At 50.7% G+C, this 24,977-nt stretch carries 23 protein-coding genes; 10 read left to right on the top strand and 13 right to left on the bottom strand.

Translation table 11 applies throughout. The features are described from left to right. Positions 1-105: 105 nt before the first annotated feature. Together G8S19_RS16155 and dsbG are read right to left on the bottom strand one after the other, a co-directional pair. Positions 106-1,038, bottom strand: a complete 933-nt coding sequence (locus G8S19_RS16155) for a LysR family transcriptional regulator (protein ID WP_101742382.1) — start codon at positions 1,036-1,038, stop codon at positions 106-108. A 225-nt stretch (positions 1,039-1,263) separates the two neighbouring features. After that, positions 1,264-2,010, bottom strand: coding sequence for a thiol:disulfide interchange protein DsbG (gene dsbG / locus G8S19_RS16150; RefSeq protein ID WP_048212319.1), 747 nt, complete (start codon positions 2,008-2,010; stop codon positions 1,264-1,266). Positions 2,011-2,384: 374 nt separating this feature from the next. Between dsbG and ahpC the strand changes: the two genes are divergently transcribed. From ahpC to G8S19_RS16120, 6 genes are all read left to right on the top strand, one after another. Then, positions 2,385-2,948 carry an alkyl hydroperoxide reductase subunit C gene (gene ahpC, locus G8S19_RS16145; protein WP_002894394.1) on the top strand — a complete coding sequence of 188 codons (564 nt, stop codon included), beginning with the start codon at positions 2,385-2,387 and terminating at the stop codon, positions 2,946-2,948. Positions 2,949-3,135: 187 nt separating this feature from the next. Then, positions 3,136-4,701: an alkyl hydroperoxide reductase subunit F gene (gene ahpF / locus G8S19_RS16140; RefSeq protein ID WP_124021315.1), complete on the top strand. Its 1,566-nt coding sequence runs from the start codon at positions 3,136-3,138 to the stop codon at positions 4,699-4,701. A 224-nt stretch (positions 4,702-4,925) separates the two neighbouring features. Continuing rightward, complete coding sequence (locus tag G8S19_RS16135; protein WP_199945071.1) at positions 4,926-5,480, top strand: molecular chaperone; 555 nt, start codon at positions 4,926-4,928, stop codon at positions 5,478-5,480. Further along, positions 5,477-7,747 (top strand): molybdopterin-dependent oxidoreductase, encoded by a 2,271-nt coding sequence (locus tag G8S19_RS16130; RefSeq protein ID WP_101742385.1) that lies wholly within the window; start codon positions 5,477-5,479, stop codon positions 7,745-7,747. Before G8S19_RS16135 ends, G8S19_RS16130 begins: the two co-directional genes overlap by 4 nt. After that, positions 7,744-8,301, top strand: a complete 558-nt coding sequence (locus tag G8S19_RS16125; RefSeq protein ID WP_101742386.1) for a 4Fe-4S dicluster domain-containing protein — start codon at positions 7,744-7,746, stop codon at positions 8,299-8,301. The genes G8S19_RS16130 and G8S19_RS16125 overlap by 4 nt, the downstream gene beginning before the upstream one ends. Further along, complete coding sequence (locus tag G8S19_RS16120) at positions 8,301-9,068, top strand: DmsC/YnfH family molybdoenzyme membrane anchor subunit (protein WP_192465553.1); 768 nt, start codon at positions 8,301-8,303, stop codon at positions 9,066-9,068. The genes G8S19_RS16125 and G8S19_RS16120 overlap by 1 nt, the downstream gene beginning before the upstream one ends. Before the next feature lie 69 nt (positions 9,069-9,137). Here G8S19_RS16120 and uspG read toward each other — a convergent pair whose 3' ends face one another. Further along, positions 9,138-9,566: a universal stress protein UspG gene (gene uspG / locus G8S19_RS16115; RefSeq protein WP_003022101.1), complete on the bottom strand. Its 429-nt coding sequence runs from the start codon at positions 9,564-9,566 to the stop codon at positions 9,138-9,140. Positions 9,567-9,749: 183 nt separating this feature from the next. Then, the gene (gene rnk / locus G8S19_RS16110) at positions 9,750-10,160 is read right to left on the bottom strand and encodes a nucleoside diphosphate kinase regulator (RefSeq protein ID WP_003022104.1); all 411 of its coding nucleotides are present in this window, start codon (positions 10,158-10,160) and stop codon (positions 9,750-9,752) included. A gap of 974 nt (positions 10,161-11,134) precedes the next feature. Here rnk and G8S19_RS16105 point away from each other — a divergent pair. Continuing rightward, positions 11,135-11,965 carry an alpha/beta fold hydrolase gene (locus tag G8S19_RS16105; RefSeq protein WP_253685538.1) on the top strand — a complete coding sequence of 277 codons (831 nt, stop codon included), beginning with the start codon at positions 11,135-11,137 and terminating at the stop codon, positions 11,963-11,965. 96 nt (positions 11,966-12,061) lie between these two features. Beyond that, complete coding sequence (locus tag G8S19_RS16100) at positions 12,062-12,685, top strand: flavin reductase family protein (RefSeq protein ID WP_101742390.1); 624 nt, start codon at positions 12,062-12,064, stop codon at positions 12,683-12,685. Positions 12,686-12,726: 41 nt separating this feature from the next. Here G8S19_RS16100 and rna read toward each other — a convergent pair whose 3' ends face one another. The 8 genes from rna to citC all read right to left on the bottom strand — a co-directional run bounded on the left by rna (position 12,727) and on the right by citC (position 20,379). Continuing rightward, complete coding sequence (gene rna, locus G8S19_RS16095; RefSeq protein WP_003835606.1) at positions 12,727-13,533, bottom strand: ribonuclease I; 807 nt, start codon at positions 13,531-13,533, stop codon at positions 12,727-12,729. A 110-nt stretch (positions 13,534-13,643) separates the two neighbouring features. Further along, on the bottom strand, positions 13,644-15,107 hold the full coding sequence (gene citT, locus G8S19_RS16090) for a citrate/succinate antiporter CitT (protein ID WP_048212313.1): 1,464 nt from the start codon (positions 15,105-15,107) through the stop codon (positions 13,644-13,646). 23 nt (positions 15,108-15,130) lie between these two features. After that, positions 15,131-16,036, bottom strand: coding sequence for a triphosphoribosyl-dephospho-CoA synthase CitG (gene citG, locus G8S19_RS16085; RefSeq protein WP_048212312.1), 906 nt, complete (start codon positions 16,034-16,036; stop codon positions 15,131-15,133). Continuing rightward, positions 16,005-16,559 carry a citrate lyase holo-[acyl-carrier protein] synthase gene (gene citX / locus G8S19_RS16080; protein ID WP_061067505.1) on the bottom strand — a complete coding sequence of 185 codons (555 nt, stop codon included), beginning with the start codon at positions 16,557-16,559 and terminating at the stop codon, positions 16,005-16,007. The genes citG and citX overlap by 32 nt, the downstream gene beginning before the upstream one ends. Positions 16,560-16,562: 3 nt before the next feature. Then, positions 16,563-18,095, bottom strand: coding sequence for a citrate lyase subunit alpha (gene citF / locus G8S19_RS16075; protein WP_048212310.1), 1,533 nt, complete (start codon positions 18,093-18,095; stop codon positions 16,563-16,565). A 9-nt stretch (positions 18,096-18,104) separates the two neighbouring features. Next, on the bottom strand, positions 18,105-19,013 hold the full coding sequence (locus G8S19_RS16070; RefSeq protein ID WP_048212309.1) for an aldolase/citrate lyase family protein: 909 nt from the start codon (positions 19,011-19,013) through the stop codon (positions 18,105-18,107). Continuing rightward, the gene (citD, locus tag G8S19_RS16065) at positions 19,010-19,306 is read right to left on the bottom strand and encodes a citrate lyase acyl carrier protein (protein WP_005120843.1); all 297 of its coding nucleotides are present in this window, start codon (positions 19,304-19,306) and stop codon (positions 19,010-19,012) included. Before citD ends, G8S19_RS16070 begins: the two co-directional genes overlap by 4 nt. Then, the gene (gene citC / locus G8S19_RS16060; protein WP_048212308.1) at positions 19,303-20,379 is read right to left on the bottom strand and encodes a [citrate (pro-3S)-lyase] ligase; all 1,077 of its coding nucleotides are present in this window, start codon (positions 20,377-20,379) and stop codon (positions 19,303-19,305) included. The genes citD and citC overlap by 4 nt, the downstream gene beginning before the upstream one ends. A 389-nt stretch (positions 20,380-20,768) precedes the next feature. Between citC and dpiB the strand changes: the two genes are divergently transcribed. Both dpiB and dpiA read left to right on the top strand, forming a co-directional pair. Next, entirely contained in the window at positions 20,769-22,430 is a 1,662-nt protein-coding gene (gene dpiB, locus G8S19_RS16055; RefSeq protein ID WP_061067507.1) for a sensor histidine kinase DpiB, read from the top strand. Continuing rightward, positions 22,399-23,079: a two-component response regulator DpiA gene (gene dpiA, locus G8S19_RS16050; protein ID WP_005120841.1), complete on the top strand. Its 681-nt coding sequence runs from the start codon at positions 22,399-22,401 to the stop codon at positions 23,077-23,079. The genes dpiB and dpiA overlap by 32 nt, the downstream gene beginning before the upstream one ends. A gap of 149 nt (positions 23,080-23,228) precedes the next feature. Here dpiA and dcuC read toward each other — a convergent pair whose 3' ends face one another. After that, a complete protein-coding gene (gene dcuC / locus G8S19_RS16045; RefSeq protein WP_048212305.1) occupies positions 23,229-24,611 on the bottom strand; it encodes an anaerobic C4-dicarboxylate transporter DcuC in 1,383 nt (460 codons plus the stop codon). Positions 24,612-24,977 lie beyond the last annotated feature (366 nt).

The raw sequence follows: 24,977 nt of genomic DNA, 5'->3' as shown, positions 1-24,977 counted from the left end.
GAGTAACATCTCTAATGTATACTTTGAATAAGATATGCCAATTTACGAAGCGTGCAACCTTTAAATACATTCACTTAATGTATTTAAAAATTTTTCTTATTTAGTTTATGTATAGTTCTTTGATGTGTCGCTTTTTTCGGTTTTTTTATTTATTTTTGCTATGGAATTCTCAAAGTTTTTGTTGTTAAGTGAGGCCCGGTTGTACATTAAAAATAGATTCATTGATGGTGGCTTAATATCTGTTTTGATTTTCTTTAAATTGAATAATGATGAATATAATTCAAAGGTTGGTTTAGGAATGAAACCAATGATATCTGTAATGGATATAATGTTGATAATTGACATCAGTGAATCACTAGAGAACCCGGTTTTACGATTGGCGAGAAAAGCATTTGTTTCCGACTGGTACTCTTTTACACCAGCATCGTCAGAGAGAAACCGCGAAAACTGTTCTTCCAATATTTCATTTAACGTTGTTTTTTCATTTATTCTGGGGTGGTTTTTGCCACAGACCAATACGGTCTCAATTGTCCTGAATGGGGTGCATATAATTGAGCGGTTAACGATCGGTGATGTCGTGATGACAACATCCGCTTTACGGTAGGCGAGTAAGTCTTCAGCGGTTTTCGATGTTATCAGAATATCACGATGTTCAATTTCAACATATTTGTCTTCCCTGATAGATTTAATTAACTCACTTATGTAGACATTGCTGATAATTTGCGGACTGTAAATGACGAATTTTTTCTTCAGACTGGAGCTGTGCATGATATTTATTGTTTCTTCCAGACTGTTGAGATTGTTCTCAAGGTGATGGTGTAGATTGACCGCCGTTACGGTAGGCGTAATGCCTTTCCCTGCCCGAATAAACAAAGGATCATTGAATTGGGTGCGAAGCCTTTGTAGCGACTGGCTAACGGCTGAGGGGGTAATAAACAGCGTTTCGGCGGCTTTGCTTATGCTCAGATTCTGATAGATACACTCGAAAATAACCAGCAGGTTCAGATCGAATTTTTTGAGGTCGTAAAGGTTAGCCATACGCTAATTCCTGTTTTAGTTTAGTTGTGAAATATTTCATTTTGTTATGTATAAGTTGTAATGCATTATCGTTTCATATACATGTAAAACTTAATGAATAGTTTACTACTACTTAAAATAGCACAGGCAGGGTTATTTTTTCGGTAAAAAGTGCTAACGGGTTAATTGATATAGAAAAGAAGAATGATTGATATGAAAATAATATCAATCATTCGTTGTGTATATTTATTTGGCTCCCATAATAATATCCAGCTTCTCTTTGTCGGGCAAACCTACTGCCTGTTGCAGGGTATTATCTTTGCTCATGTAATAAATGGCGGGCGTGACATTGGCGCCTAAATCGTCCATTAGTTTTTGGTTGATATTCAGCGTCTTCATTTGCTCGGCAGGCGGGTTTGCTGGCAGCGCCAGCGTCATTTTGCCGCCGGAGGCTTCATAGTCGTGCCAGGTTTTAGCGGGGTCCTTGCTTGCCAGAATGGCCGCAGCAGTTGCCGGACTTTCGGGTTTTATTACGCCAACCAGCAACGTGCGCAGTTGAACTTTACCGGCGTCCACCCACGGGCGCGCCTGCTGCCAGAACTGTTTACAATAGGGACAGAAGGGATCGGCAAACACATACACAATAACTGGCGCGTCTTTTTTGCCGTCCAGAATCCACGACGCTTTTTCCATTCGTTGCCACATCTCGCGCCCGGCAGGGGCATAGATCTCTTTTTCTATCAGCGCATTACTCAGGTTTTCACCTTTCTCGTTATACATATAGCCGGAGATCGCCTGTTTTCCATCAGGCGTCACATAGATAGTGACCCCCATGTCCTGATATTTGCCCAGATAACCTTTCATGCCTCCCGGGGCGTCGAACGACTTCAGAATCGTAATGCCCTGTTTCTCAATCGCTTTCACGGGGGCAGGAAGCTCTTCAGCGTGGACGACAGCAGGGAGCAGAGCTAAGAGTAATGTACGTTTAAACATTGATTTTCCTTATAAAATTAGAAGGAAAGGGAGTTAAGTTGCAAAACCTATCGCAGCCATAGGTAAGATCGACAGTCTGTCGATTGCCCTTTCGGTAGTTGGGTGATGTAATCCCAATCGCTGTTACGACCTTGGTTAAGGTAATGTAGAGCGCAACACATAGCCAGTTCTGCTGGCACTGAAGTTACTTGCGGGTAACTCGGGTAATGAGGCTCCCTGCAAAGGGAGCCTTTTTTACTTTTAGAATAGGGTTTACACCATGCGGTTGAGTCGGTTGTTAGTTAACGCTTATTGATTTGATAAAGGAAACGCATTAGCCCTTATCAATGATTTTCGTTAACTTATCCCTCAACGAAAACACGGAGGAAGTACAGATGTCTTTGATTAATACCAAAATTAAACCTTTCAAAAACCAGGCGTTCAAAAACGGTGAGTTCATTGAAGTAACCGAGAAAGATACCGAAGGTCGTTGGAGTGTCTTCTTCTTCTACCCGGCTGATTTTACGTTCGTATGTCCGACCGAGCTGGGCGACGTTGCTGACCATTACGAAGAACTGCAGAAACTGGGTGTGGACGTTTACTCTGTTTCTACTGACACTCATTTTACTCACAAAGCATGGCACAGCAGCTCTGAAACCATCGCGAAAATCAAATATGCGATGATCGGCGACCCGACTGGCGCCCTGACCCGTAACTTCGACAATATGCGTGAAGATGAAGGTCTGGCTGACCGTGCAACATTCGTTGTTGACCCGCAGGGTATCATCCAGGCAATCGAAGTTACCGCTGAAGGTATCGGCCGTGATGCGTCTGACCTGCTGCGCAAAATTAAAGCTGCACAGTATGTCGCTTCCCACCCAGGTGAAGTTTGCCCGGCTAAGTGGAAAGAAGGCGAAGCGACCTTAGCGCCATCTTTAGATCTGGTCGGCAAGATCTAAGTCTGTTTTGCCTTGCGGCGCTGCGCTTGCATAGGCCTACGAAACCGTAGGCCGGGTAAACGAAGTGCCACCCGGCAATCAATGGGCGCAGACGCGCCCATTTCATTCCAGCACCATGACGCAAGTTGCATTGATGCGGCCCCGCGAATTCGGCTTGCATGATGATGTTTTCAGAGAGGGAAGAATAATGCTCGACACAAATATGAAAACCCAGCTCAAGGCTTATCTTGAGAAACTGACCAAACCTGTTGAGCTGATTGCTACGCTGGATGACAGCGCTAAATCGGCAGAAATCAAGGAACTGCTGACTGAAATTGCTGAACTGTCAGAAAAAGTCACCTTTAAAGAAGACAATACTCTGGCCGTACGTAAGCCATCGTTTCTGATAACCAACCCTGGTTCTCACCAGGGGCCGCGCTTTGCCGGTTCTCCGCTGGGGCATGAGTTTACCTCTCTGGTTCTGGCGCTGTTGTGGACAGGCGGTCATCCGTCAAAAGAGGCACAGTCACTGCTGGAGCAGATCCGCGACCTCGACGGGGACTTTGAGTTTGAAACCTATTATTCACTGTCCTGCCATAACTGCCCGGATGTGGTGCAAGCGCTGAACCTGATGTCCGTGCTGAACCCGCGTATCAAGCATACGGCGATTGATGGCGGTACATTCCAGAACGAAATTACCGATCGTAACGTCATGGGCGTTCCGGCGGTCTATATGAACGGCAAAGAGTTCGGCCAGGGTCGTATGACGCTGACTGAAATCGTAGCGAAAGTGGATACCGGTGCAGAAAAGCGCGCAGCGGAAGAGTTGAATAAGCGTGATGCTTACGATGTGCTGATCGTCGGTTCGGGTCCTGCCGGGGCAGCGGCAGCGGTGTACTCTGCGCGTAAAGGTATTCGCACCGGTCTGATGGGCGAACGCTTTGGCGGTCAGGTTCTTGATACCGTTGATATCGAAAACTACATCTCTGTACCGAAAACCGAAGGCCAGAAACTGGCTGGCGCACTGAAAGCACATGTTGATGATTACGATGTTGATGTTATTGATAGCCAGAGTGCGAGCAAACTGGTTCCGGCAGCTCAGGAAGGTGGTTTGCATCAGATTGAAACGGCTTCCGGCGCGGTGTTGAAAGCACGCAGCATCATCATTGCTACCGGTGCAAAATGGCGCAACATGAATGTTCCGGGTGAAGATCAGTATCGCACCAAGGGCGTAACCTACTGTCCGCACTGTGATGGCCCGCTGTTTAAAGGCAAGCGTGTCGCGGTGATAGGTGGCGGTAACTCGGGTGTTGAAGCGGCTATCGATCTGGCGGGTATCGTCGAGCACGTGACGTTGCTGGAATTTGCCCCGGAAATGAAGGCAGACCAGGTGCTGCAGAATAAGCTTCGCAGTCTGAAAAATGTCGACATCATTCTGAATGCGCAAACCACAGAAGTGAAAGGCGATGGCAGCAAGGTCACTGGCCTGGAGTATCGTGACCGCGTGAGCGGAGATGTTCACAATGTGGAACTGGCTGGTATCTTTGTACAGATTGGTCTGCTGCCGAACACCAACTGGCTGGAAGGCGCCGTTGAACGTAATCGCATGGGTGAAATCATCATCGATGCCAAGTGCGAAACCAGCGTGAAAGGTGTTTTCGCTGCCGGTGACTGCACCACCGTACCCTATAAGCAGATTATCATTGCGACTGGCGAAGGTGCCAAAGCATCATTGAGCGCGTTTGATTATCTGATTCGCACGACAGTAGCATAAAAAAAGTAAGACACACCTGCAATGCCAAAACCGCCAGTTTCCCGCTGGCGGTTTTTTATTTCCGCCTCTCACAGATTGTTAATTCTTGAAACAATAAACCGCATAAAACATTATTTTAGTTAGCCCGATCATTTCTTTGGTCAAAGAAAGCGTTAAGGTTTCATTTATTATATTAGCCTGCACTATGTTTTTATTTGTTGTATGAATAAATGGTTGGTTAATTCATGGGTGAAATATATGAAACCCTGACGAGCTTTGAATCGACAGGGTTATTGTTGCGTGATTTTTTTATCTCTTATGACAGTACCACACTGAGAAGGGCTTATTCAGCCCTGGATAAAAATGCCGCGTCGCTAACAGAGCAGGAGTGGCTGAAAGCGGAGTACGACTTCAATGCGCTGTTTGTCGGACCACAGAAACTAAAGGCCGCGCCGTTTGCCTCGGTTTATCTTGAAGAAGATGCCCTCGTCATGGGTAAATCAACCCTGAGCATTCGGGAATTCATGGCAAATATAGGATTATCTATAAATGGTGTGAATAATATCCCGGATGATCATATTTCCTGCGTATTGGAATTGGCGGTTTTATTATCGGCTAATGCCAGAGCATCATCAGAATACCAGGTTACCCTTACTCGATATGCATCTGAGTATATAGCGCTGTGGGTGCCCGAGTATATAGAAAAAATAAATATAAATGCACAAACCGCCACGTTGAAAAACGCAGCGGGAAGATTGTCTTCTTGGCTTGATGAATTAAAAACGAGAGTATCAATATGAGTAATGAACCGGGAGTTCTGAACAGACGTTCATTTTTGAAAGGGTTGATTGCCCTTGGCACGGTCGCAGCCCTGCCAGGGGGATTGCTGACTTCACGCTGTGCATTGGCGCAACCACCCATTCCTTTTAACCCTAAAACCTACAAAATCTATCGTAACGCCTGTCCGCGTAACTGCTATGACACTTGTAGCCTGAAAACCTGGGTGAAAGATGATGTTATCACCTTTGTCGAAGGTGCACCGGAATCAACGTTTACGCATGGAACTCCGTGTGTGAAGGGACTGAGCTACCCACGCAGGGTATACAGCCCGGACCGCATTAAATACCCGATGGTTCAGGATGTTCGCGGTAGCGGTAACTGGCGTCGTATTTCCTGGGACGAAGCAATGCAGCGCATTGCGACCAAGATGCTGGAGATCAAAAAGAAAGACGGTTCAATGCTGGGTCTGGCGATGACCAAATATTCCGGCAAATTCGGGGTATTGAACTATGCGGTTGAAGGGATGATGTCTTCGCTGGGTTACACCACGCGTTTTGCAGGAACACCTTGCTGGCCAGCCGGTATCGATGCCCAGAACTACGATATGGGTGATATGTGGTGTAACGACCCGGAAGATATGGTGAAAGCAAAATACATCATTATCTGGGGCGCTAACCCGGCCTGGTGCTCTATGCACACCATGAAGTATATCTACCAGGCGCGGGAGAAAGGGGCGAAAGTGGTCGTTATCGATCCGCTGTTAACCCAGACCGCTGCGAAAGCCGATCTCTATTTACGTGTTCGCCCTGGATCAGATGGCGCTCTGGCGCTGGGTATGGCACGCCACCTGGTGGACAAAGGATTGGTTGATCAGGATTTCGTCAACAACTATTCCCATGGTTACCCGGAATTCGAAGCCTATCTGCGCAACAGCGTTACCGTAGAGTGGGCGTCTGAGATTTGCGGGCTGTCGGCGGATGTTATTCGCCAGTTGGCGGAAGAATTTACCGCGGTTAACCCTGCTACCGTGTGGATTGGCTACGGCATGCAGCGTCATGTTAACGGCGGCGCTAACGTACGGGCGATCGATGCCTTTGTAGCAATGACCGGCAATATTGGCATTGAGGGCGGTGGCGCTCGCTACGGTCACCTGCATACCTGGGGCTTTAACTACAATGCCATGCTGCAAAAGCCACCGGTAGGCTCCATCGGTATGCCAGGTGCAGCGGGAACTACCAGCGAGTTTGGTTCTTCGGGGGAAGTCGCACAGTATTCCGATCGCTCATTGAATATCAACCAGACCGCAAAAGGAATTCTGGAAGCCAACGAGCCGCCTGTCCGAATGCTTTGGGTTGCCTGTAAGAACCCGTTTGCTCAGGATTTTGATCGCAGCAAGATGGAAAAAGCATTCGAAAAACTGGAAATGGTGGTCTGCGCCGATCAGTTCTTTAACGAAACCGTCCAGCATGCCGATATCGTTTTGCCTGTCACCACGGCTTTTGAAGAATGGAACGTAGACGCCTCATATTGGCACTACTGGCTCTCAATCAACCAGCCTGCAATTAAGCCAATGTACGAGGCAAAATGCGATCTGGAAATCGCCGTTTTACTTTCCCGCACAATCAACAAGCTGGAGCCGGGTTCTTGCACATTCCCGCAGGAGTTCGATCATAAGCGTTGGCTGGACCAGGAGTTCAACGATGGGATGGCCAAAATGTTTGGTATTTCCTCCTGGGATGATTTGCTGGAAGGACCGAAAAAAGCCATTCTGCCAAGTTCTGCGGCCTGGTATGACCGTAAGTTTAAAACGCCCTCTGGAAAGTTTGAGTTCAAATCTGAGCTGTGTGAGAAAAATGGCCATACGGCGCTGCCGGAATACAAACCGGAGGCGAAAAGCACGCTGCCATTCCACCTGTTTACACCGCATGTGCAGTTCGGTATCCATTCCCAATTTATCAACCTTGACTGGATGCAGGTCTTCTATCCGGAGCCGTTTGTCTATATGCATCCGATTTCCGCAGAAAAAAGAGGCATTGCCGAAAACGACCTGGTGAAAGTGTTTAACACCGTAGGTGAAGTAGAACTGCGTGCGAAGGTGACCGCTAACGTTCCGGAAGATTTCCTGGTGATGTACGAGGCGTGGTTCCCGAAACGGAAATACAACGTTCAAAACGTGGTGGCGGATACCCCAGCCGATATGGGGTTGATGAAAACCGGTGCGCCAGGTGCGGCTATCCACAGTCAGTTTGCGGATATCATTTTGATCAGTAAAGGAGCAGCGGCATGAGACGCGCGTTTTTAGTTAATAGCGATAAATGCATCGGCTGCCGTGGCTGTGCGATGGCGTGTAAAAGTTTTAACCAGCTGGAGCCTGAACGTTTCTGGCGCTACGTCTATCCGCTGGATAAAGAAATTTATCCGCATGAAGAGCGGGCGTTCTATTCGCTGGCCTGTAACCACTGCGAAAACCCGGCCTGCCTGGCGGCTTGTCCGGTAGAGGCGTACACCAAACGTGAAGATGGTGTCGTGGTGCATAACCCGGAGCGCTGTATTGGATGCAAAAACTGTATCCGCAACTGTCCATACGGTGCGCCTCGTTTCAATGAAGAGACGAAAAAGGCGGAAAAATGCAGCATGTGCTACGAGCGTCTTGATGTTGGCATGCAGCCAGCGTGCGTGAATGCCTGTCCGGTAGGTGCACTGACGCTTATTGACCTCGATGCCGATCCGATACCTGACAATGCGGTGCAGTTTCCGCCGGGATTCCCGCGTATGCCGCAGCTTAATCCAGGCACGCGTTTTATCCTCGCGCGTCAACCGAAGCAACCGGAGGGCAAGTAATGGAAAAGTATGAACTTCCTCTGGTCATTTTTACCGTACTGAGTCAGATGTCGGTCGGTATAACGCTCATTCTGACGCTGCGCGCGTTGCAAGGAAAGCTGGAAAGCAAACGCCTGTACTGGTTGGTTAGCGGGCTGATTCTGGCGGCGGCTTCCGTGGCGGCGGTATTGCACCTTGCGCATCCGGATCGCGCCTACAACGCCCTGATCAACCTGCAGCACGCCTGGCTCAGCCGTGAAATTCTTGGCGCAACCTTATACGGCGCAGCGGTGGGCGTGACGTTTTTGGCGAAAGGGCACAAAGCGCCAGCTGTTCTGGCCTCTGTTCTCGGTATCGCACTGGTGGCGGTTCAGGGGATGACCTATGCCGCCCCGGCAATGGTGGCGATTGCCAACGGTCTGACGATGCTGCTGTTTTTCATTACGGTGTGGGTGATGGGCTGCGCGGCGATTCCACTGCTTAACCTTGCTCCTGCCGTTGCAGCATTGCGTCAGGGGATTGTTGTGTGTATGGCGGTCATGATCGCCGCGCCCATTATCTGGCTAAGCGGCGGCACCATCATGCAGATGACGGCGCATGCCTGGCTGACGTCACCGCTTTATCTGGCGAGTCTGGTGTGTCTGGCGGTGGCCTTTGTGCTAAGCCGTCAGGGAGAGCGTCGCGCAAAAGCGCTTTTTGTCCTGCTGTTTGTTGGCGTATTCCTGAGTCGTCTGACGTTCTTTGGCGATACGGTCAGCACCATCGTGAATATCGGTCATTTGTATTGATCGTGAGGTAATAAAAACCCCTGTCAGGCGTTAACCTGGCAGGGGTTTTCTTTAGCGAATCAGTGGCGGTTAACGAACAACCAGCACTGGCAAAGTCGCGTGGCGGACAACGCTGGAGGCGTTAGATCCGAGCAGATGGGTGCTGATTGATGGGTTACGCGATCCGATGACCACCACATCTGCATTCAACTCTTCACCTAACTCGTTGACCACGTCACGGACGCTGCCAAAGCGGACGTGTTGCTTAATACGGGAAGGATCGATGCTGAAGTGACCGACCATCGTTTGCAGACGGGTTTCCGCTTCGTGTTGCAGATGCTCTTCAAAACGACGAACGTCAGCGGCAAAACGGTGCAGACTCAGACTGGCAGAACCCGGGAGCACATGCAGCAGATGGATCACCCCTTTATCCTGGGCCAGAAATTCTGCATGGCGAATAGCCTTGTCGCTCAGTTCCATTTCGAATACATCAACAGGCATTATGATCGTGTTGTACATAAACATTCTCCTTGTCATTACATGAACACATAACAGCATAGTATTAAAAATGATTCTGTCAGTCACGACACAGATTTATGTTTTGCGAACAGGAAAGAAAGCGAGGAGCAGGGAGATCTAACCGGAAAGAGGATGCGGATGCATCCCCTGTAAGATAAAGCGAGTGGCTTTGATAAGACAGAGTTAGCGCAGGTAGTCGCCTGCAGCTTCAGGCTGGTACTCAAGCTCAATAACTTCGAGGTGCGTTGAGGTCCCGCCTGGCAGTTCCCAGTGAATGGTATCACCCACGCGCAGCCCCAAAAGTGCAGCGCCGACAGGTGCCATTACCGAAAGCTGTGTGCTGCTGTCAGTCATAGTGGCCGGATACACCAGGGTACGCACACGGACTTCGCCATCACTCAGATTGCGGAATTTCACGCGGCTGTTCATGGTCACGACATCGTGCGGCATGGTTTCTGGAGAACACATTTGGGCACGATCCAGCTCGGCGTTAAGGGCGTCGGCAATCGGTAAACCAGCAAACGCAGGTTGCTCCAACAGGCGGTCAATGCGTTCCGCATCGAGGTCGTTAATGATGATAGTTGGTCTGGACATTTATTACTCCATGTCGTCGATACTGCGGGTGCGCAGGTAAATAATCCCAAAAGAAAACCCTCACCGTCAGGCGGCAAGGGTTTAGCTTTTATGATGATACTGAGACTTACCCCATGTTTGAAGTGATTTAGTTCACATTCAGGCAAATCATCAATATTGTCGCGTATGGTGTAATGTCAGCCAGTTAAGCATTATAGGGAACATGTGATTCCGGCTCAGGGTTCCGTTCACTTCAGCGGCATCACTTTTCTGCGGCACAGCCCCCGTGAACGGGCAAGGGAGGCTCGCCGCCACCTCCCTTGCAACCCAGGCTCCCGGCGGGAAAATCGTCGCTACGCGATGTATTCGTCTTATGCTGTCTGCCTGTCGGGTCGGGGCCGAGCCTACGTCCATGCAGGCCGTCCCCTCTGTCCGCATCCCTGCGGACAGACCCGGTCAGCCGTCAACGCCTCATCGATTTTCAGCCGGACCGGGGTCATCGCTTCAACGCTCTGACTTCCAGCTCAATCTGTTTTGCTGTTTAAACAAAAAACGCAGATGGTCAGGTGTGGGCTGGTCCGGCTGAAAATTGCCGACGTGTTTCCGTAAGGCCGGGAGAGCCAGCATGGATGCTGGCTCAGGGCGCGCTTTGCAGGGACGCTACCTCGCGCCCGGCCCGGTAGCCTGGAGGAATAAGCGGAGGGAACCACTAAGTGGCAATTTTCCGCCGGGAGCCGGGATTGTTAAGGGTACAGCGATAGTACCCTTAACACGTTCACAGGCAGTATGGTTTCAGAGAAGTGAAAAACATAAGGTGAACGGAACAATACACCAGAGGCAACAGGTTCATTACCTTTAGTTCGTTAACTGACAAGCATTACGCGTATGGTGTGATTTTAGCCGAAAAACGTGATCGTTCTCCAATTTGCATTATGCTTTTTAAGCGCTCGCTGCGGGCGCGTCAAACAACTCAGTGTTCCGCGACAGGAGATCTCATGAGCCAGTACGACAAACTTACCTTGAAAGACGGCAGCTATTTGCATTTTAAAGACTGGGGAAGCGGCCAGCCCATTGTCTTCAGTCATGGTTGGCCGCTGACGGCAGATGCGTTTGAGGATCAGATGCTGTTTCTCGGGTCGAAAGGATTTCGTGTGATAGCCCATGACAGACGAGGGCACGGGCGTTCGGCCCAGCCCTGGGATGGTCACAATATGGATCAGTATGCTGACGATCTGGCTGAACTTACCGCGCATCTCAATCTTAAAGATGCCGTCCATGTCGGGCACTCTACCGGCGGTGGCGAAGTTGCTCGTTATATTGGCCGCCATGGGACGCAGAGGGTCGCAAAAGCGGTACTCATTGCTGCGGTAACACCCATCATGATTAAAACCGACTTTAACCCGAATGGTGTACCGAGGGAGGTGTTCGATAGCATTCGTGAAGGCGTTGTGAACGATCGTGCCGCCTTTTTCTATGAGTTGACGGCCGCATTCTATGGCTACAATCGACCGGGCGCAAAGGAGTCGAAGTCGGTCCGCGAAAGCTTTGTTGAACAGGGCTTACAAGGTTCCATCAAAGCGTTATATGACTGTATCCACGCGTTTTCAGAAACTGACCTGCGTGAGGATCTCAAAAAAATGACCATCCCGACGCTGGTGATCCACGGTGATGACGATCAGATTGTCCCGTTTGAAACCTGCGGCAAGGTTGCGGCAGAAATCCTACCAGATGCACAGTTGAAGGTGTATGCCGGAGGGTCTCACGGTATTTGCACCACCCATAAACAGCAGATCAACGCCGATCTACTCGACTTTATTCAGTCGTAATCGTTCGTGGATTGTTCTACGCTGATCCTCTTCCGTCAGGGGGATGAGCGAAGCACAATTTATGCTTAGCAGAGGTTAACTTCACCAGGGAAAACTATGTATTTCTATCAACCGTCACAGGGACACGGCCTGCCACATGACCCGCTCAATGCCATTATTGGGCCACGCCCTATTGGCTGGATTGCGTCGCGTGACGGCAATGGTCGGCACAATCTGGCACCATACAGTTTCTTTAACTGTTTTAACTATCATCCGCCGATTATCGGTTTCGCCAGCAGCGGCTGGAAAGACAGCGTGCAGAATATTATCGAAACCGGTGAATTTGTCTGGAACCTGACGACTCTTGAACTGGCCACTGCGATGAACGAAACGTCAGCCAGCTTGCCGCACGGTGAGGACGAGTTTTTTGCCGCCGGGCTTAGTAAAGCAGATAGCCGGATAGTCAACGTGCCGCGCGTGGCGCAAAGCCCGGTCAATTTTGAGTGTCGCTTATCGCAAAGCCTGCAACTGACTACCGCTGATGGCTCACCGGTTGAAACCTGGCTGATATTGGGTGAGGTGGTCGGTATCCACATTGATGAAACGCTGCTGGAAGACGGCATCTATCAGACGGCGAAAGCGAACCCGATACTGCGTGCGGGCGGACCAACGGCGTATTATTCGATCAGTGAAACACACCGTTTTGATTTAGTTCGCCCGGACGCCCGAGCAAAACGCTGAGCTTACGGACCGACGCCAGCTTGCGGCGTCGGTCGCAAGTTTCAATATCCCACTTTGTCGATAATAAACTGTTTACCGCAGCTACCTGGATGCGGTTGCGGTAAGAATGACTGTGCAGATAACGTCTGGTTGATGTTGTCGGCTTTCAGGGATAACTGGATCTCAGTGAGATACGCTGGATTGCCGTGGCAGCTTAGCTTCACAGCTTTGACGTTCTCTTTGCCCCAGCTTTTGGCAACTGCAGCGTCAAATGCGTTACGGCTGACGGTTTTGCCGTAGTTTTCCGCCAGGAATTTGCCCACCTCGCTGTTCTTAACCTCATTATTCAGCCGTACCATCGTGCCAAAGTACGCGTCGGGATCAAAACCGAAACACGCGCCATGTTTGGCATACTCGTAACGTTCCAGACAGGATCTCCCTCCAGCGCCGGGCATTACGGCGCTGAGTTTTGCTGCGCTTTCCAGCGACAGTCCGGTTTCGGGGGCCGCGCATTTACGGCTGGCACGTGCTTCAGGCAGGTTGGGAATAGGGCGAGTCGCGCAGCCAAAACGCATCCAGCGGCGGTTGTCGACTCCACGGGCGGCAATGGATTTAGGCAGGCTGGGCCATAAACCGTGAACGGTCAGGAAATCCGCTTTGTCTGCGCTCTCTTTTTGTAAACGACATTCGTCAGGCTCCTGACGATTACGCTCGTGTTGGCTCTGACAAAATCCGGTTTGCCATGAGAGGGCCAGCACGTAGCTGTCAAAGTCAGCGTACTGTTTTGCCTGGAGTTCATCGGCCTGAGCCGCAGAAACTGGCAGCAGAAGCGCTGCCAGTAATGAAGAATAACGCCATGTTGATGTCATGATGATTTCGAATACTTATATAAATTCTGAATATCATCTATTTAATCATAAAAAATGCCAGTCAGGTTTAGCTGACTGGCATCATTTTCATCAGGCGTGAACCGAAATGATTAGCTCCACATTGCCAGAATCGGCCAGCCGACCAGCAGAAGCATAGAGATGTAGATAACGCCGAAGATAGCACCCAGACGCCAGTAGTCTTTAGACTTCACATAACCACAGCCGTAGATGATAACGCCAGGGCCTGTTGCATATGGAGTCAGACAGCCCATGATACCGATGGACAACACCAGCAGGATACACAGGTGTTCCATCGGCACGCCCGGGATACCTTTACCGACAGCCAGAATAACCGGCAGCATGGTGGCGGTGTGCGCAGAAAGGCTGGCAAACAGGTAGTGAGCAAAGTAGAACACCAGCACCAGCACGATTACTGTCGCGTTAGGCGAGAAACCTTCCAGATGCGTACTCATGGTGTTGGCGAACCAGTCGATAAAACCGGAACGGGTTAAACCGTTGGCCATTACTACCAGAGTGGCAAGGTTGACCAGGGTGTTCCATGCGCTGTTATAGCGGGTAATGTCTTTCCACGGTACCACGTGCAGCGCCAGCATCAGGGAGACAGCCAGCAGGCCCACTGCGGTAGCGTCAATCAGCTTACCACCGAAAACCCACAGACCCAGGCTCAGTAAAACCAGACCGATCAGCGTTATCTCTTTACGGGTCAGTTTACCCATGGTTTTCAGTTCATCACCGGCCCATGCGGCAACTTCAGCACTGTGGGTGACTTCCGGCTTGTACAGAACATAGGACAGCCACGGAGCAACGATCAGCAAAATAATACCGACCGGCAGGAAGCTGAGGAACCATTGCAGCCAGCTGATTTGAATACCGGCAATTTTGTTGACGAATTCCAGACCCAGTACGTTTGGCGCAGCGCCGGTCACGAACATAGAGGAGCTCAGGCTGGTACTGATAACCATCATCCACATCAGATATCCGCCGATACGGCGCGCGGAAGGATCGTTAGGGAAGGATTTAAACAGCGGCGGCAGGTTTTTGATAACCGGGAATACAGTACCACCGGTACGCGCGGTGTTGGACGGTGTAAATGGCGCCAGCAGAATGTCGATGATAACAATCGCATAGCCCAGCGTCAGGGTACGTTTCCCCATGAATTTCACCAGGAACAGCGCGATACGACGACCCAGACCGGTGACTTCATAACCCAGTGCGAAGATAAACGCACCAAACACCAACCACACGGTGGTGCTGGAGAAGCCCGCCAGACCCCATTTCAGCGCTTGCTTACCTGCTTTAAATGCCGGGTCGGCCAGTTCTGAAGCATCAAACAGCAGATAGTTGCTGCCGATAACGCAGATCGTTACGGCGATAAAGCTGATCGCTGTTGCCGGAATTGGCTCCAGGATCATACCGACGATCATCGCCACAAACACGGCAAAGTAGTGCCAGGCCTGTGGAGGCATTCCATCAGGGACGGGGATAAGAAACATGACGCCCATTACGACCAATGGGGCCAGTAACTTCCATATTTTATCTTTTGCTAAAGACATGTGTGATTCTCCGGAAAGGATCTTTAATTGTGATAATGATGAACTTGTGAAATCTGAGCTAAGAACCAGGTGACGATCAGCAGATCGGCGCAGCCTCCGGGACTGAGGTTGCGTTCAATGCACTGTTGGTCGAACTGGTGTAGGTATTCGAGATCGGCAGGGGTACGAATCCCCCCTTGCTGTATCAGGGCGGTGGCCTGCTGCTGTAGCCAACGCAGACCTTCTGCGCCGCCACGTGAAGCCACGTTGGTGTCGCCGTTGATTGACATCAGCAGCAATAAAGTGTCGAGTAACGCCAGTTCAGGGTCGCGGCCCTGAGTCAGCAGTGCGCGGTAGTGCGGCAGGGCATGCTGGATGACGAGCGGGTATCCCGCTTCGGCTTCGCCCCGTGCGCCGGTTAATCCCAGTTGCTGATAAAGACGTTGGCCAGCCGTGAGTTGTTGATTGTTCTGGCGCAGTTCGCGCTCGGTCAGGCCCCGGCAAAATGTTGCTGCCGTAGAGCAAATGGTTTCAGCGGTAACAGTCAGTTGGAGCTGGTGCAGGCGGCCAATGGCGGCACACAGCAGTCCCAGAGAAAAGATGCTGCCTTTGTGGGTATTTACCCCAGCGGTGGCGCGAAACATATCAGCTTCGCAGGCCATACCCAGCGGACGCAGTCCTTTCAGTACTTCTTCAGGTGACAACTGCGCGCTGAATGCGCCGTATTCGATAAAACGTGGCAGCCAGGCCTGGATAGCCTCTGCGCTGCGATGAAAATCTTCCAGCGCCATATCTTTATGCGCGCCATTATTAATGCGATCCACCAGACCTGGCTTGGGCGATAAGTTGACTTCAGTCAGCATGGCGCGCCAGGCAAGCGTTGCGTAGGCGTCGGGCAGATCCAGTGGAAGGACTGCGTTATTCGTCGATGTTGCGGGAATCGGCATCATGCAGCAGTGCCTCCATTTGAATGAGTAAGTCGGAAAGCGCGTGGGTTTTACCCCGCGCACATTCGGCAGCGCTTTGCTCGCACAACAGACAGCGGCGGGCAGGAAGCGCGAAATGACGGCGGGACAGAATTTCTCCTTCAGGGGTCAGGACATCGATGTCCCATAACCGTCCCAGCGGATGTGAATGCTCAAGCTCGATAGTGGCAAGCTTGAGGTCGTGGGCTGGTGCCTCGATGGACAACAGACCTTCCGGACCGCTGGCGGAGACCAGCGCAGTTTGCTCCCTGACAATCCAGGATGATTGTTTCGCCAGCGCAAGCAGGGCGATGACGCCGTGATTAAAGATGCGACGGGTTAATTCGCTGTCTTTGATCGGACCTGGCGCTACCACGGTAAAAGAGACCAATGGCGCGTGGTGACGCGTGAGCCAGGCATGTTGCCTCGCTTGTCTCTCATCACGGCTGGCGAGCAGCTCGGGAATGGAAACCGCGTGGCAGGTGGCGTGTTCAGGGAGCAGGTGCATGGCTTATTCCTTCACCTGATGCACAACGTCAATCACTGAGCCATCGCGATAACGCACAACGGCAATTACGCGGTCAGTAAATTCGATTGCGCGTGGCTGACCGGTAAGCTGCTGTGCACGTTCGCGTAACCATTCAATGGACACGACTTTCATACCCGCTTCTTGCAGACGTTCTGCCAGCTCAGGGCGCGCAGGGTTGACGGCGATACCGTGGTCAGTGACCAGGATATCAACGCTGGAACCTGGGGTTACGCAGGTCAGGACGTTATCAACCAGCGTCGGGATGCGCCCGCGAACCAGCGGTGCGACGATGATGGAAAGCGCTGCGGCAACAGCTGTATCACAGTGACCACCGGATGCGCCGCGCAGTACGCCGTCAGAACCGGTCAGTACGTTAACGTTGAAGTGGGTATCCACTTCAAGTGCGCTCAGCACCACGACGTCCAGACGATCGACAGAGGCGCCTTTTGAGCCCCAGTTGGCATACTGGTTAGCACTGATTTCAATGTGATTTGGATTGCGGGCCAGGGACTCAGCCGCATTACGGTCGAAGCTCTGTACATCCAGCAGTTTGCGGATTAAACCTTTCTCATGCAGGTCAACGATGGTGGCAGTGATACCGCCCAGCGCAAAGTCAGCACGGATGTCGCGGCTGCGCATTTTGTCTTCCAGGAAACGAGTAACGGCCAGAGACGCGCCGCCGGTGCCTGTCTGCAGTGAGAAGCCTTCATTGAAGTAGCCGGAGTTAGCAATAACCTCTGCTGCGCTGCGGGCGATCAGCAATTCGCGCGGGTTGGTGGTCATGCGAGTGGCATCAGCACCAATTTTGTCCGCATCACCGACCTGATCGATCTGCACGATCAGATCCACCTGATCCTGGGTAATGCTGGCTGGATTATGCGGGTAGGTCAGCAGCTGTTCGGTCAGCAGGACAACCTGTTTTGCGTTTTCGGCGTCTACGCGGGCATAGCCCAGTGAGCCGCAGCACGCTTTACCGGTATAACCGTTGGCGTTACCAAACGGGTCACAGGACGGCACACCGAGGAAAGCGACATCAATGTTGAGCTCGCCGCTTTGTACCAGATGTACACGACCACCGTGAGAGTGGACCTGAACAGGTTCAGCCAGCAGACCGCGAGAGATCTCTTCTGCCAGCGGGCCACGCAGACCAGAAGTATAAATACGGCTGACGACACCCTGACGAATGTGTTCAACCAGCGGCGCATGGCAGTCGCTTAGGGAGCTGGAAGCCAGCGTCAGGTTTTTAAAGCCCATTGCAGCGATGGTATCCATCACCAGGTTGATCGTCAGATCGCCACCACGGAAAGCGTGGTGGAAGGAGATGGTCATGCCATCCTGTAAGCCTGAACGGCGAATGGCCTCTTCCAGGTTAGCGCACAGTTTTTTGTTGCGCGGTTTTTGCGCCTGTAATTCAACTTTTGCGGTGCTCTGATAAGCGGAAAGCTCGCTTTCTGCATGACGGCTCCAGGTCGCCACGCGATCCTGGCGTTGAGACTGTTCGATTTTCTGCGTCATTTTTTTGCCTTATTCTTCGCGAATGCCGGAAAGTTCTGCACGGGAGATAACCAGAAGGGCGCGCTCGATAACCGGGCTGTCGACCATCTTGCCGTTGAGGGAAACTACGCCACGGCCTTCACGGGCGGCGGCTTCAGCGGCTTCTACCACCAGACGTGCGTGAGCCAGCTCTTTGCGCGTCGGGGCATATAGGTTGTGCAGGAGTTCAATCTGACGCGGGTTGATGAGCGACTTACCATCGAAACCCAGTTGCTTGATGTGTGCGGCTTCGTGCAGGAAACCCGCTTCGTTATTGGCATCGGAATAGACGGTATCGAACGCCTGAATGCCAGCAGAACGCGCAGCCTGCAGAATTGAGCAGCGGGCAAACAGCAGTTCAGTACCTTCCGGGGAGCGTTCAGTGCGCAGGTTACGCACGTAGTCTTCTGCGCCGAGCGCAATACCGATCAGACGCTCGGAAGCATGGGCAATTTCTACCGCGCGGGTAATACCTAATGGTGATTCGATAGCGGCCAACAGACCGGTGCTGCCGGGTTCACGACCACAGGCTTTCTCGATGCGCAGGATTTCGCTTTCGATGTCGATGACATCCTGGGCGGTATCCGTTTTGGGTAAACGTACGATGTCAGCACCACCGCGTACCACGGCTTCAAGGTCGTTGATGCCCCATTCGGAGTCGAGGGCGTTTACGCGCACGATAGTTTCAACGTCGTGATACAGCGGATGCTGCAGCGCGTGATAGACCATGCGGCGCGCGGTGTCTTTCTCACGCAGTGCGACGGAGTCTTCCAGGTCGAACATCAGCGCATCTGCCGGGTAGATGAATGAGTTGCTGACCATCGCGGCGTTAGCGCCTGGTACGAACAACATGCTGCGGCGTGTGCGGGATTTACGTTGTTGTAAAGAATCGGAAATCATTGGCAATCCTCCCATGGCAGTGCCGGAATGCCGCTGGCGCGGGCCAGTAATGCTTCCAGTCGCGCACGTAAAATGCAGTCCAGTGCGCCTTTATCATCAACATTTAATTGCACGCCGCGGACGTTATAGCGGGACAGAACGTCCAGAATGGTGGCCCTGATGGCATCACCGAACTGCTTTTCGACGCTACTGTTAACCTGCAGGTCAATATCCTGCGTATCGAGCGGGGCGATGCGGATCATCACATCACCGGACTCGAGAGTGCCTGCGACGGCTGCCTGGTTTATTTTCATTTTTCACCTGTTGCTAATGCGGGGGTATTTTGGCGGACTGCCGCAGCCGATGAGGTTCGCTCAACCATGCTTTGCAAGTAGTGCAGCGTGGCTTCGGGTACCAGGGATGCGATAGCCGTGAGATCTTTTTTAACCAGCAGCTTGCGCACCCAGGAGGCGGAAATCGGCATCTCCTGGAAACACAGCCGCTCAATTTCCACCAGTTCAATCGGCGGGGCGGGAAGTGTTGGGGTCTCCAGCCAGTAGCGCATATCGTTGTTGTACTGGGAGGTGACGGTGCAATATGGCTCAGTACCGACGAAACGGTGCGTAACGCCGAGTGCCGGGGCCAGGTACTGACGGAAAATTTTCAGGTCTATTTCGGTGTAGCAGTGGTTAATAACGCTCTGCTCTTTAATGAAGTAGCACGGGAACGTGGCGCGAGAGATGATGTATTCCGAACCGCGGTGTACGGTTAAACGTGGAATATCTTTTGTCCCTTTGAGGACCAGGTCCAGTCGGTCTTCATACGGGAAACGCGAAGTATCTTCTTTCACCAAAAACAGATGCAGCCAGTCGCACTGTGCGGCGGCTTGTTGGATCAGAAAACGGTGCCCGTTGGTGAAGGGGTTGGCATTCATCACGATGCAGCCAATTTTTTTCCCTTCACGGCGCTGTTTTGCCAGTGATTCAGCGTAACGTTTGAGGCGAGTGGTGCTGTTTTCCATTAACACCATAATGCCGGGCACGCTGGTCAGCGTCGAAAAGCCGCACTGCTTAAACAGTGACTCATACTCGGTTTTGGTATAGATGAAGAGATGGGTGCAATGCCGCTCGTAGGCAAGGTTGATTAACTCAGTCGCCAGCGTCAGCGCTAAGCCTTCACCGCGTACGGATTCACAGATCGCGACGCATTTAATGATATTGCCGGCGATACCGCCACAAGCGATCAGACGGTCGTTACGGGTGACGGTGATAAATACTTCGACGGTGGTATCAACGCTCAAATCGTTCTCTTTCAGAAATTGAGCGATAACCGCCATCTTTTTATTTTCTGAGCGTTTAACTTGCGTGAATATATTATTACCGAACATAGTAAATAGAGCCCCGATGGTATATTTGTTACTGGGTTTCTGTTTTTGTTGCTCTGTTTAGCAACTTGATAACGTTTTGTTTGCAATTGAAGGGAATGTTTTTTTATTACGGAGTATTTCTTTTTTTCCCTGTTGCATACATCGTAAGGAGTATTTTGGCGGCAAATTTTGATTTATTTCACAATAAGTTAGATGGTTTTAATGTGTTTTATGGTTTTAAGTTTTTTAATTAATTTAACCCGAAAATAGCGTGTGGTTTTTATTTGTTTAATTGATTTAAGGTGGGGAATCTGTAACGATCCTATTTTAGGCCGTGACTTGTAAATAAAACATTTTTATTACATATACAACGAAAAATAAGTTTCGGTTAACGTCGGTGAGGAAAAAACATGTCAAAAAAGAAAAATAAAACACGGTTTCCTTTTTTTCGCAGCCTGGCGTTTCCGTTGCGTATTTTTCTACTCATTCTGGTCGTTTCTGTTTTTATCATCGCGGCGTTAGCACAATACTTTACCGCCAGCTTTGAAGATTATCTGACAACGCATGTCCGCGATATGGCAATGAATCAGGCGAAAATTATCGCTTCCAACGACAGCATTATTGCTGCCGTAAAGCACCGTGATTACGAGCGTCTGGCAACGATAGCGGATAAGTTGCAGAGCGGGACTGACTTTGACTATGTGGTTATTGGCGATACCCACTCGATCCGTCTTTATCACCCTAATCCGGATAAAATTGGCTACCCCATGCAGTTCACCAAACCCGGCGCGCTGGAGAAAGGGGAAAGCTACTTTATTACCGGTAAAGGGTCTATCGGGATGGCGATGCGCGCCAAAACCCCTATCTTTGATGATGATGGTAAAATCATCGGTGTTGTCTCAATTGGCTACCTGATCAGTAAAATAGACAGCTGGCGCTCGGATTTCTTACTTCCGATGGCTGGGGTGTTCATTCTGTTGTTACTGGTGCTTATGTTACTTTCCTGGTTTTTTGCCGCCCATATTCGGCGTCAGATGTTGGGTATGGAGCCTAAACAAATCGCGCGGGTGGTACGTCAGCAGGAGGCGCTGTTTAGCTCAGTCTACGAAGGCTTAATTGCTGTTGATCCTGACGGGTGCATTACGGCGATAAACCGCAGTGCGAGAAAAATGCTGGGGCTCTCGTCACCTGGACGTAAGTGGTTGGGTAAGCCGATTGCGGACGTCGTTCAGCCAGCAGACTTTTTTACCCAGCAGATTGCGGAAAAGCGCCAGGATGCGATGGTTAACTTTAATGGGTTGAGTGTTATTGCCAACCGCGAGGCTATCCGCTCAGGCGATGAACTGCTCGGGGCAATCATCAGTTTTCGTAGTAAAGATGAAATTGCTACCCTTAATGCGCAATTAACGCAGATCAAACAGTATGTAGAGAGCCTGAGAACGCTGCGCCATGAGCACCTGAACTGGATGTCGACCATCAATGGCCTGCTGCAAATGAAAGAATATGACAAGGTTCTGGCCATGGTGCAGGGAGAATCCCAGGCGCAGCAGCAACTCATTGATAGTCTGCGCGGCGCTTTCGCCGATCGTCAGGTTGCAGGCCTGCTGTTTGGCAAGGTACAGCGTGCGCGGGAACTGGGTCTCACAATGACCATTGTGCCTGGCAGTCAACTGCATAAACTTCCTGAGGGGTTGGATAGCACAGAGTTTGCAGCAATTGTTGGCAATCTGCTTGATAATGCTTTTGAAGCCAGTTTGCGTACCCAGCAGGGTAACAAGGTCGTTGAACTCTATCTGAGCGATGAGGGCGATGAGGTGATCATCGAAGTCGCCGATCAAGGTTGTGGCGTACCGGAAGCATTGCGCGAAAAAATATTTGAACAGGGTGTGAGCACTCGTACCGATGAACCAGGCGAACATGGCATCGGTTTGTATCTGATTGCAAGTTATGTGAGGCGCTGTAATGGGGTTATTACGCTCGAAGATAACGCCCCCTGCGGCACCTTATTTTCTTTATTTCTTCCGAAAGTGAAAAAAAACAATGACGGAACCATTAACGCTGTTAATCGTTGAGGATGAAACGCTACTGGCGGAAATGCATGCTGAATATATCCGCCATATACCCGGTTTTAGCCAGATATGGCTGGCGGGTAATCTTGCGCAGGCAAGAATGATGATTGAGCGTTTTAAGCCCGGTTTGATTCTTCTTGATAATTACTTGCCGGATGGCAAGGGCATAACTCTGTTACACGAGCTGACTCAGGCACGTTACCCTGGCGGCGTGGTGTTTACCACGGCAGCCAGTGATATGGATACGGTCTCCGAAGCCGTACGCAGCGGGGCGTTTGATTATCTGGTTAAACCCATAGCCTACGAGCGACTGGGGCAGACGCTTACCCGCTATCAGCAACGCAGAAGAATGCTGGCCGGTAATGACAGTGCCAGCCAAAAACAGATTGATGAAATGTTTAATGCCTATGCGCGCGGTGAGCCGAAAGGGGATTTGCCGACGGGGATCGACGCGCTAACGCTGAATGCTGTACTGAAGTTATTTGCTGATCCGACGGTACATCATACTGCGGAAACGATCGCCCAGGCGCTAACCATCAGCCGTACAACATCCAGACGCTACCTGGAGTACTGTGCCAGCCGCCATTTGATCATTGCAGAGATTATTCACGGGAAGGTAGGTAGACCGCAGCGTATTTACCACGGCGGCTAATACACGTCATCCTTTAAGCTGCCTCTTTGTTGGCTGCGTGCAGAAACCCCAGTCACATAGTTATCTATGCTCCTGGGGATGTCTTCACTTGCCGCCGCGATGCAGCATAAATGATTTTGTGTATTAAGGTCAGGTATTAACAGGTATCGTTAACCGCCAATCAGGGCAGACGTTGCCGGTACCATCACTTCAGTGGCGATAATCACAATCAGCAGTCCGACCATTACCGGAACAGAAGTTCGTTTTACGACTTCAAACGGTGAAATCTTCGCCATCCCCGCGACAGCCACAACCACACCGGATACCGGGGAGATTGTGCGTCCGAGGTTTGACGCCTGCAGCATTGGGATCGAAAGGTAGGCAGGGTTGATACCGGAAGAGTGCGCCAGTTTTGGGATCATCTCAACGAAGGCGTAGAAAGGCGCGTTACCGGAGCCCGTGGTCATTGCGGCCAGCATGGTCAGAATCACCAGGACCAGCATCAGAATAATGCTCGCAGAACCAAATGAGGTGGCGATAGAGATCAGACTCTGAATAAAGCCAATGGTGCTCAGACCCTGAGCAAATACACCGGCTGCAACTAACAACATGACGACGTTAGCAAAGGCATCTGCCATTCCGCGGTAGGCGACTTCCAGACCTGAGAAAACCTTCTGGGTGTTGAATCCGCGGATGAACTCCAGCACTGCGGCAATAAGCATGCACAGCACCAGAATCGTGATAATGTGCAGTTGCGGGCCCCATTTACCATCAAAAATCAGTACACCGACGATCGGGGTAAACGGCAGAATGGCGTAAAACGAGGGAGCCGTAGTGGTGATTTCTGCCACATCTAACATTTCGTGAGAGATGTTCTCTTTTTTATCCAGATAGCGCTGCCAGAAGTAATGAGCAATCGCCATACCAATAATGGCAGCAATGGAAATCGGCAACGTGGTTTTAAACGCGAAGTCGATCAGTGGCATTTCCGCTGCTTTTGCAGCCAGCACGACATCCCCGGAAGTTGGAGAAAGAATGATTGCGGCAGGGGAGGCGCAAATGGCCGCCGCAGCACCACGACTGATCCCAACGTTAACCATGACCGGAAAGAGTGTCGCCATCAACAGCACGCCCAGCCCGGTTGCCGAAGAGACTGCCAGTGACATCAGGCAGGCAACAAAATAGGCGGCAATCATTAGCATGTAAGGCGAGTTGATATATTGCAGGGGCCTGGAGGCCAGCTTAACGACCATATCGTTCGCGCCGATATGCGTCATGTAGGCGGCAAAACCACACAGCATCATAATCATCATGCCGAGGTCGCCGCCGCGGCTCATCAGCAAAATTTTAATATATTCAACAATATCTGTCGCGGTGTAGCCGGTACTTTCGGCACTGCCGGGCAGAACTTTATGTCCCATCAGGGCGCTGATAATCAATAAAACCAGGCCCCCGACAAACAATACGCCGGTCGCGGAATAACCTTTAATGATGTAGCGAGCCACACCCACAATAACAACGACTCCAATAAGGAGTTCTATAAATGTCAACATTGTTTCCCCTGTCATATTGACGCCCAGAAAGTAAAAAAACTAAAAAAAGCATAAAGCGGTGTGAGAATGTGCCTAATAAACACCTGCCTCTTGCTGATTAAAATCAATAAAAATACGGATTCAACCGATGGCGCAGGCGTTTTTTCAACATAGCGGATGAAAAGGGAGTACGGCAATCAAAAACTGTGAAACACTCTGGTTTTATGTGTTATTTTGTTTTGTGATGATGTATTAATGTTAATTAATTGTAATTTATTTGGTGTTTTTGCGTAAAAGAAGCCGGTTAATAGAAATAAGAGAACATGTCACATATAAAAACCACAATAAATATAATGACAACGATCTGAAATTTATATGTGGAGAATA

The sequence above is a fragment of the Citrobacter sp. SX206 genome (assembly GCF_024181025.1).
In the GTDB taxonomy this organism is placed as follows: Bacteria; Pseudomonadota; Gammaproteobacteria; order Enterobacterales; family Enterobacteriaceae; genus Citrobacter; species Citrobacter youngae.
The sequence above is the reverse complement of the archived record's forward strand: the minus strand, read 5'-3'. Positions and strand labels throughout refer to the sequence as shown.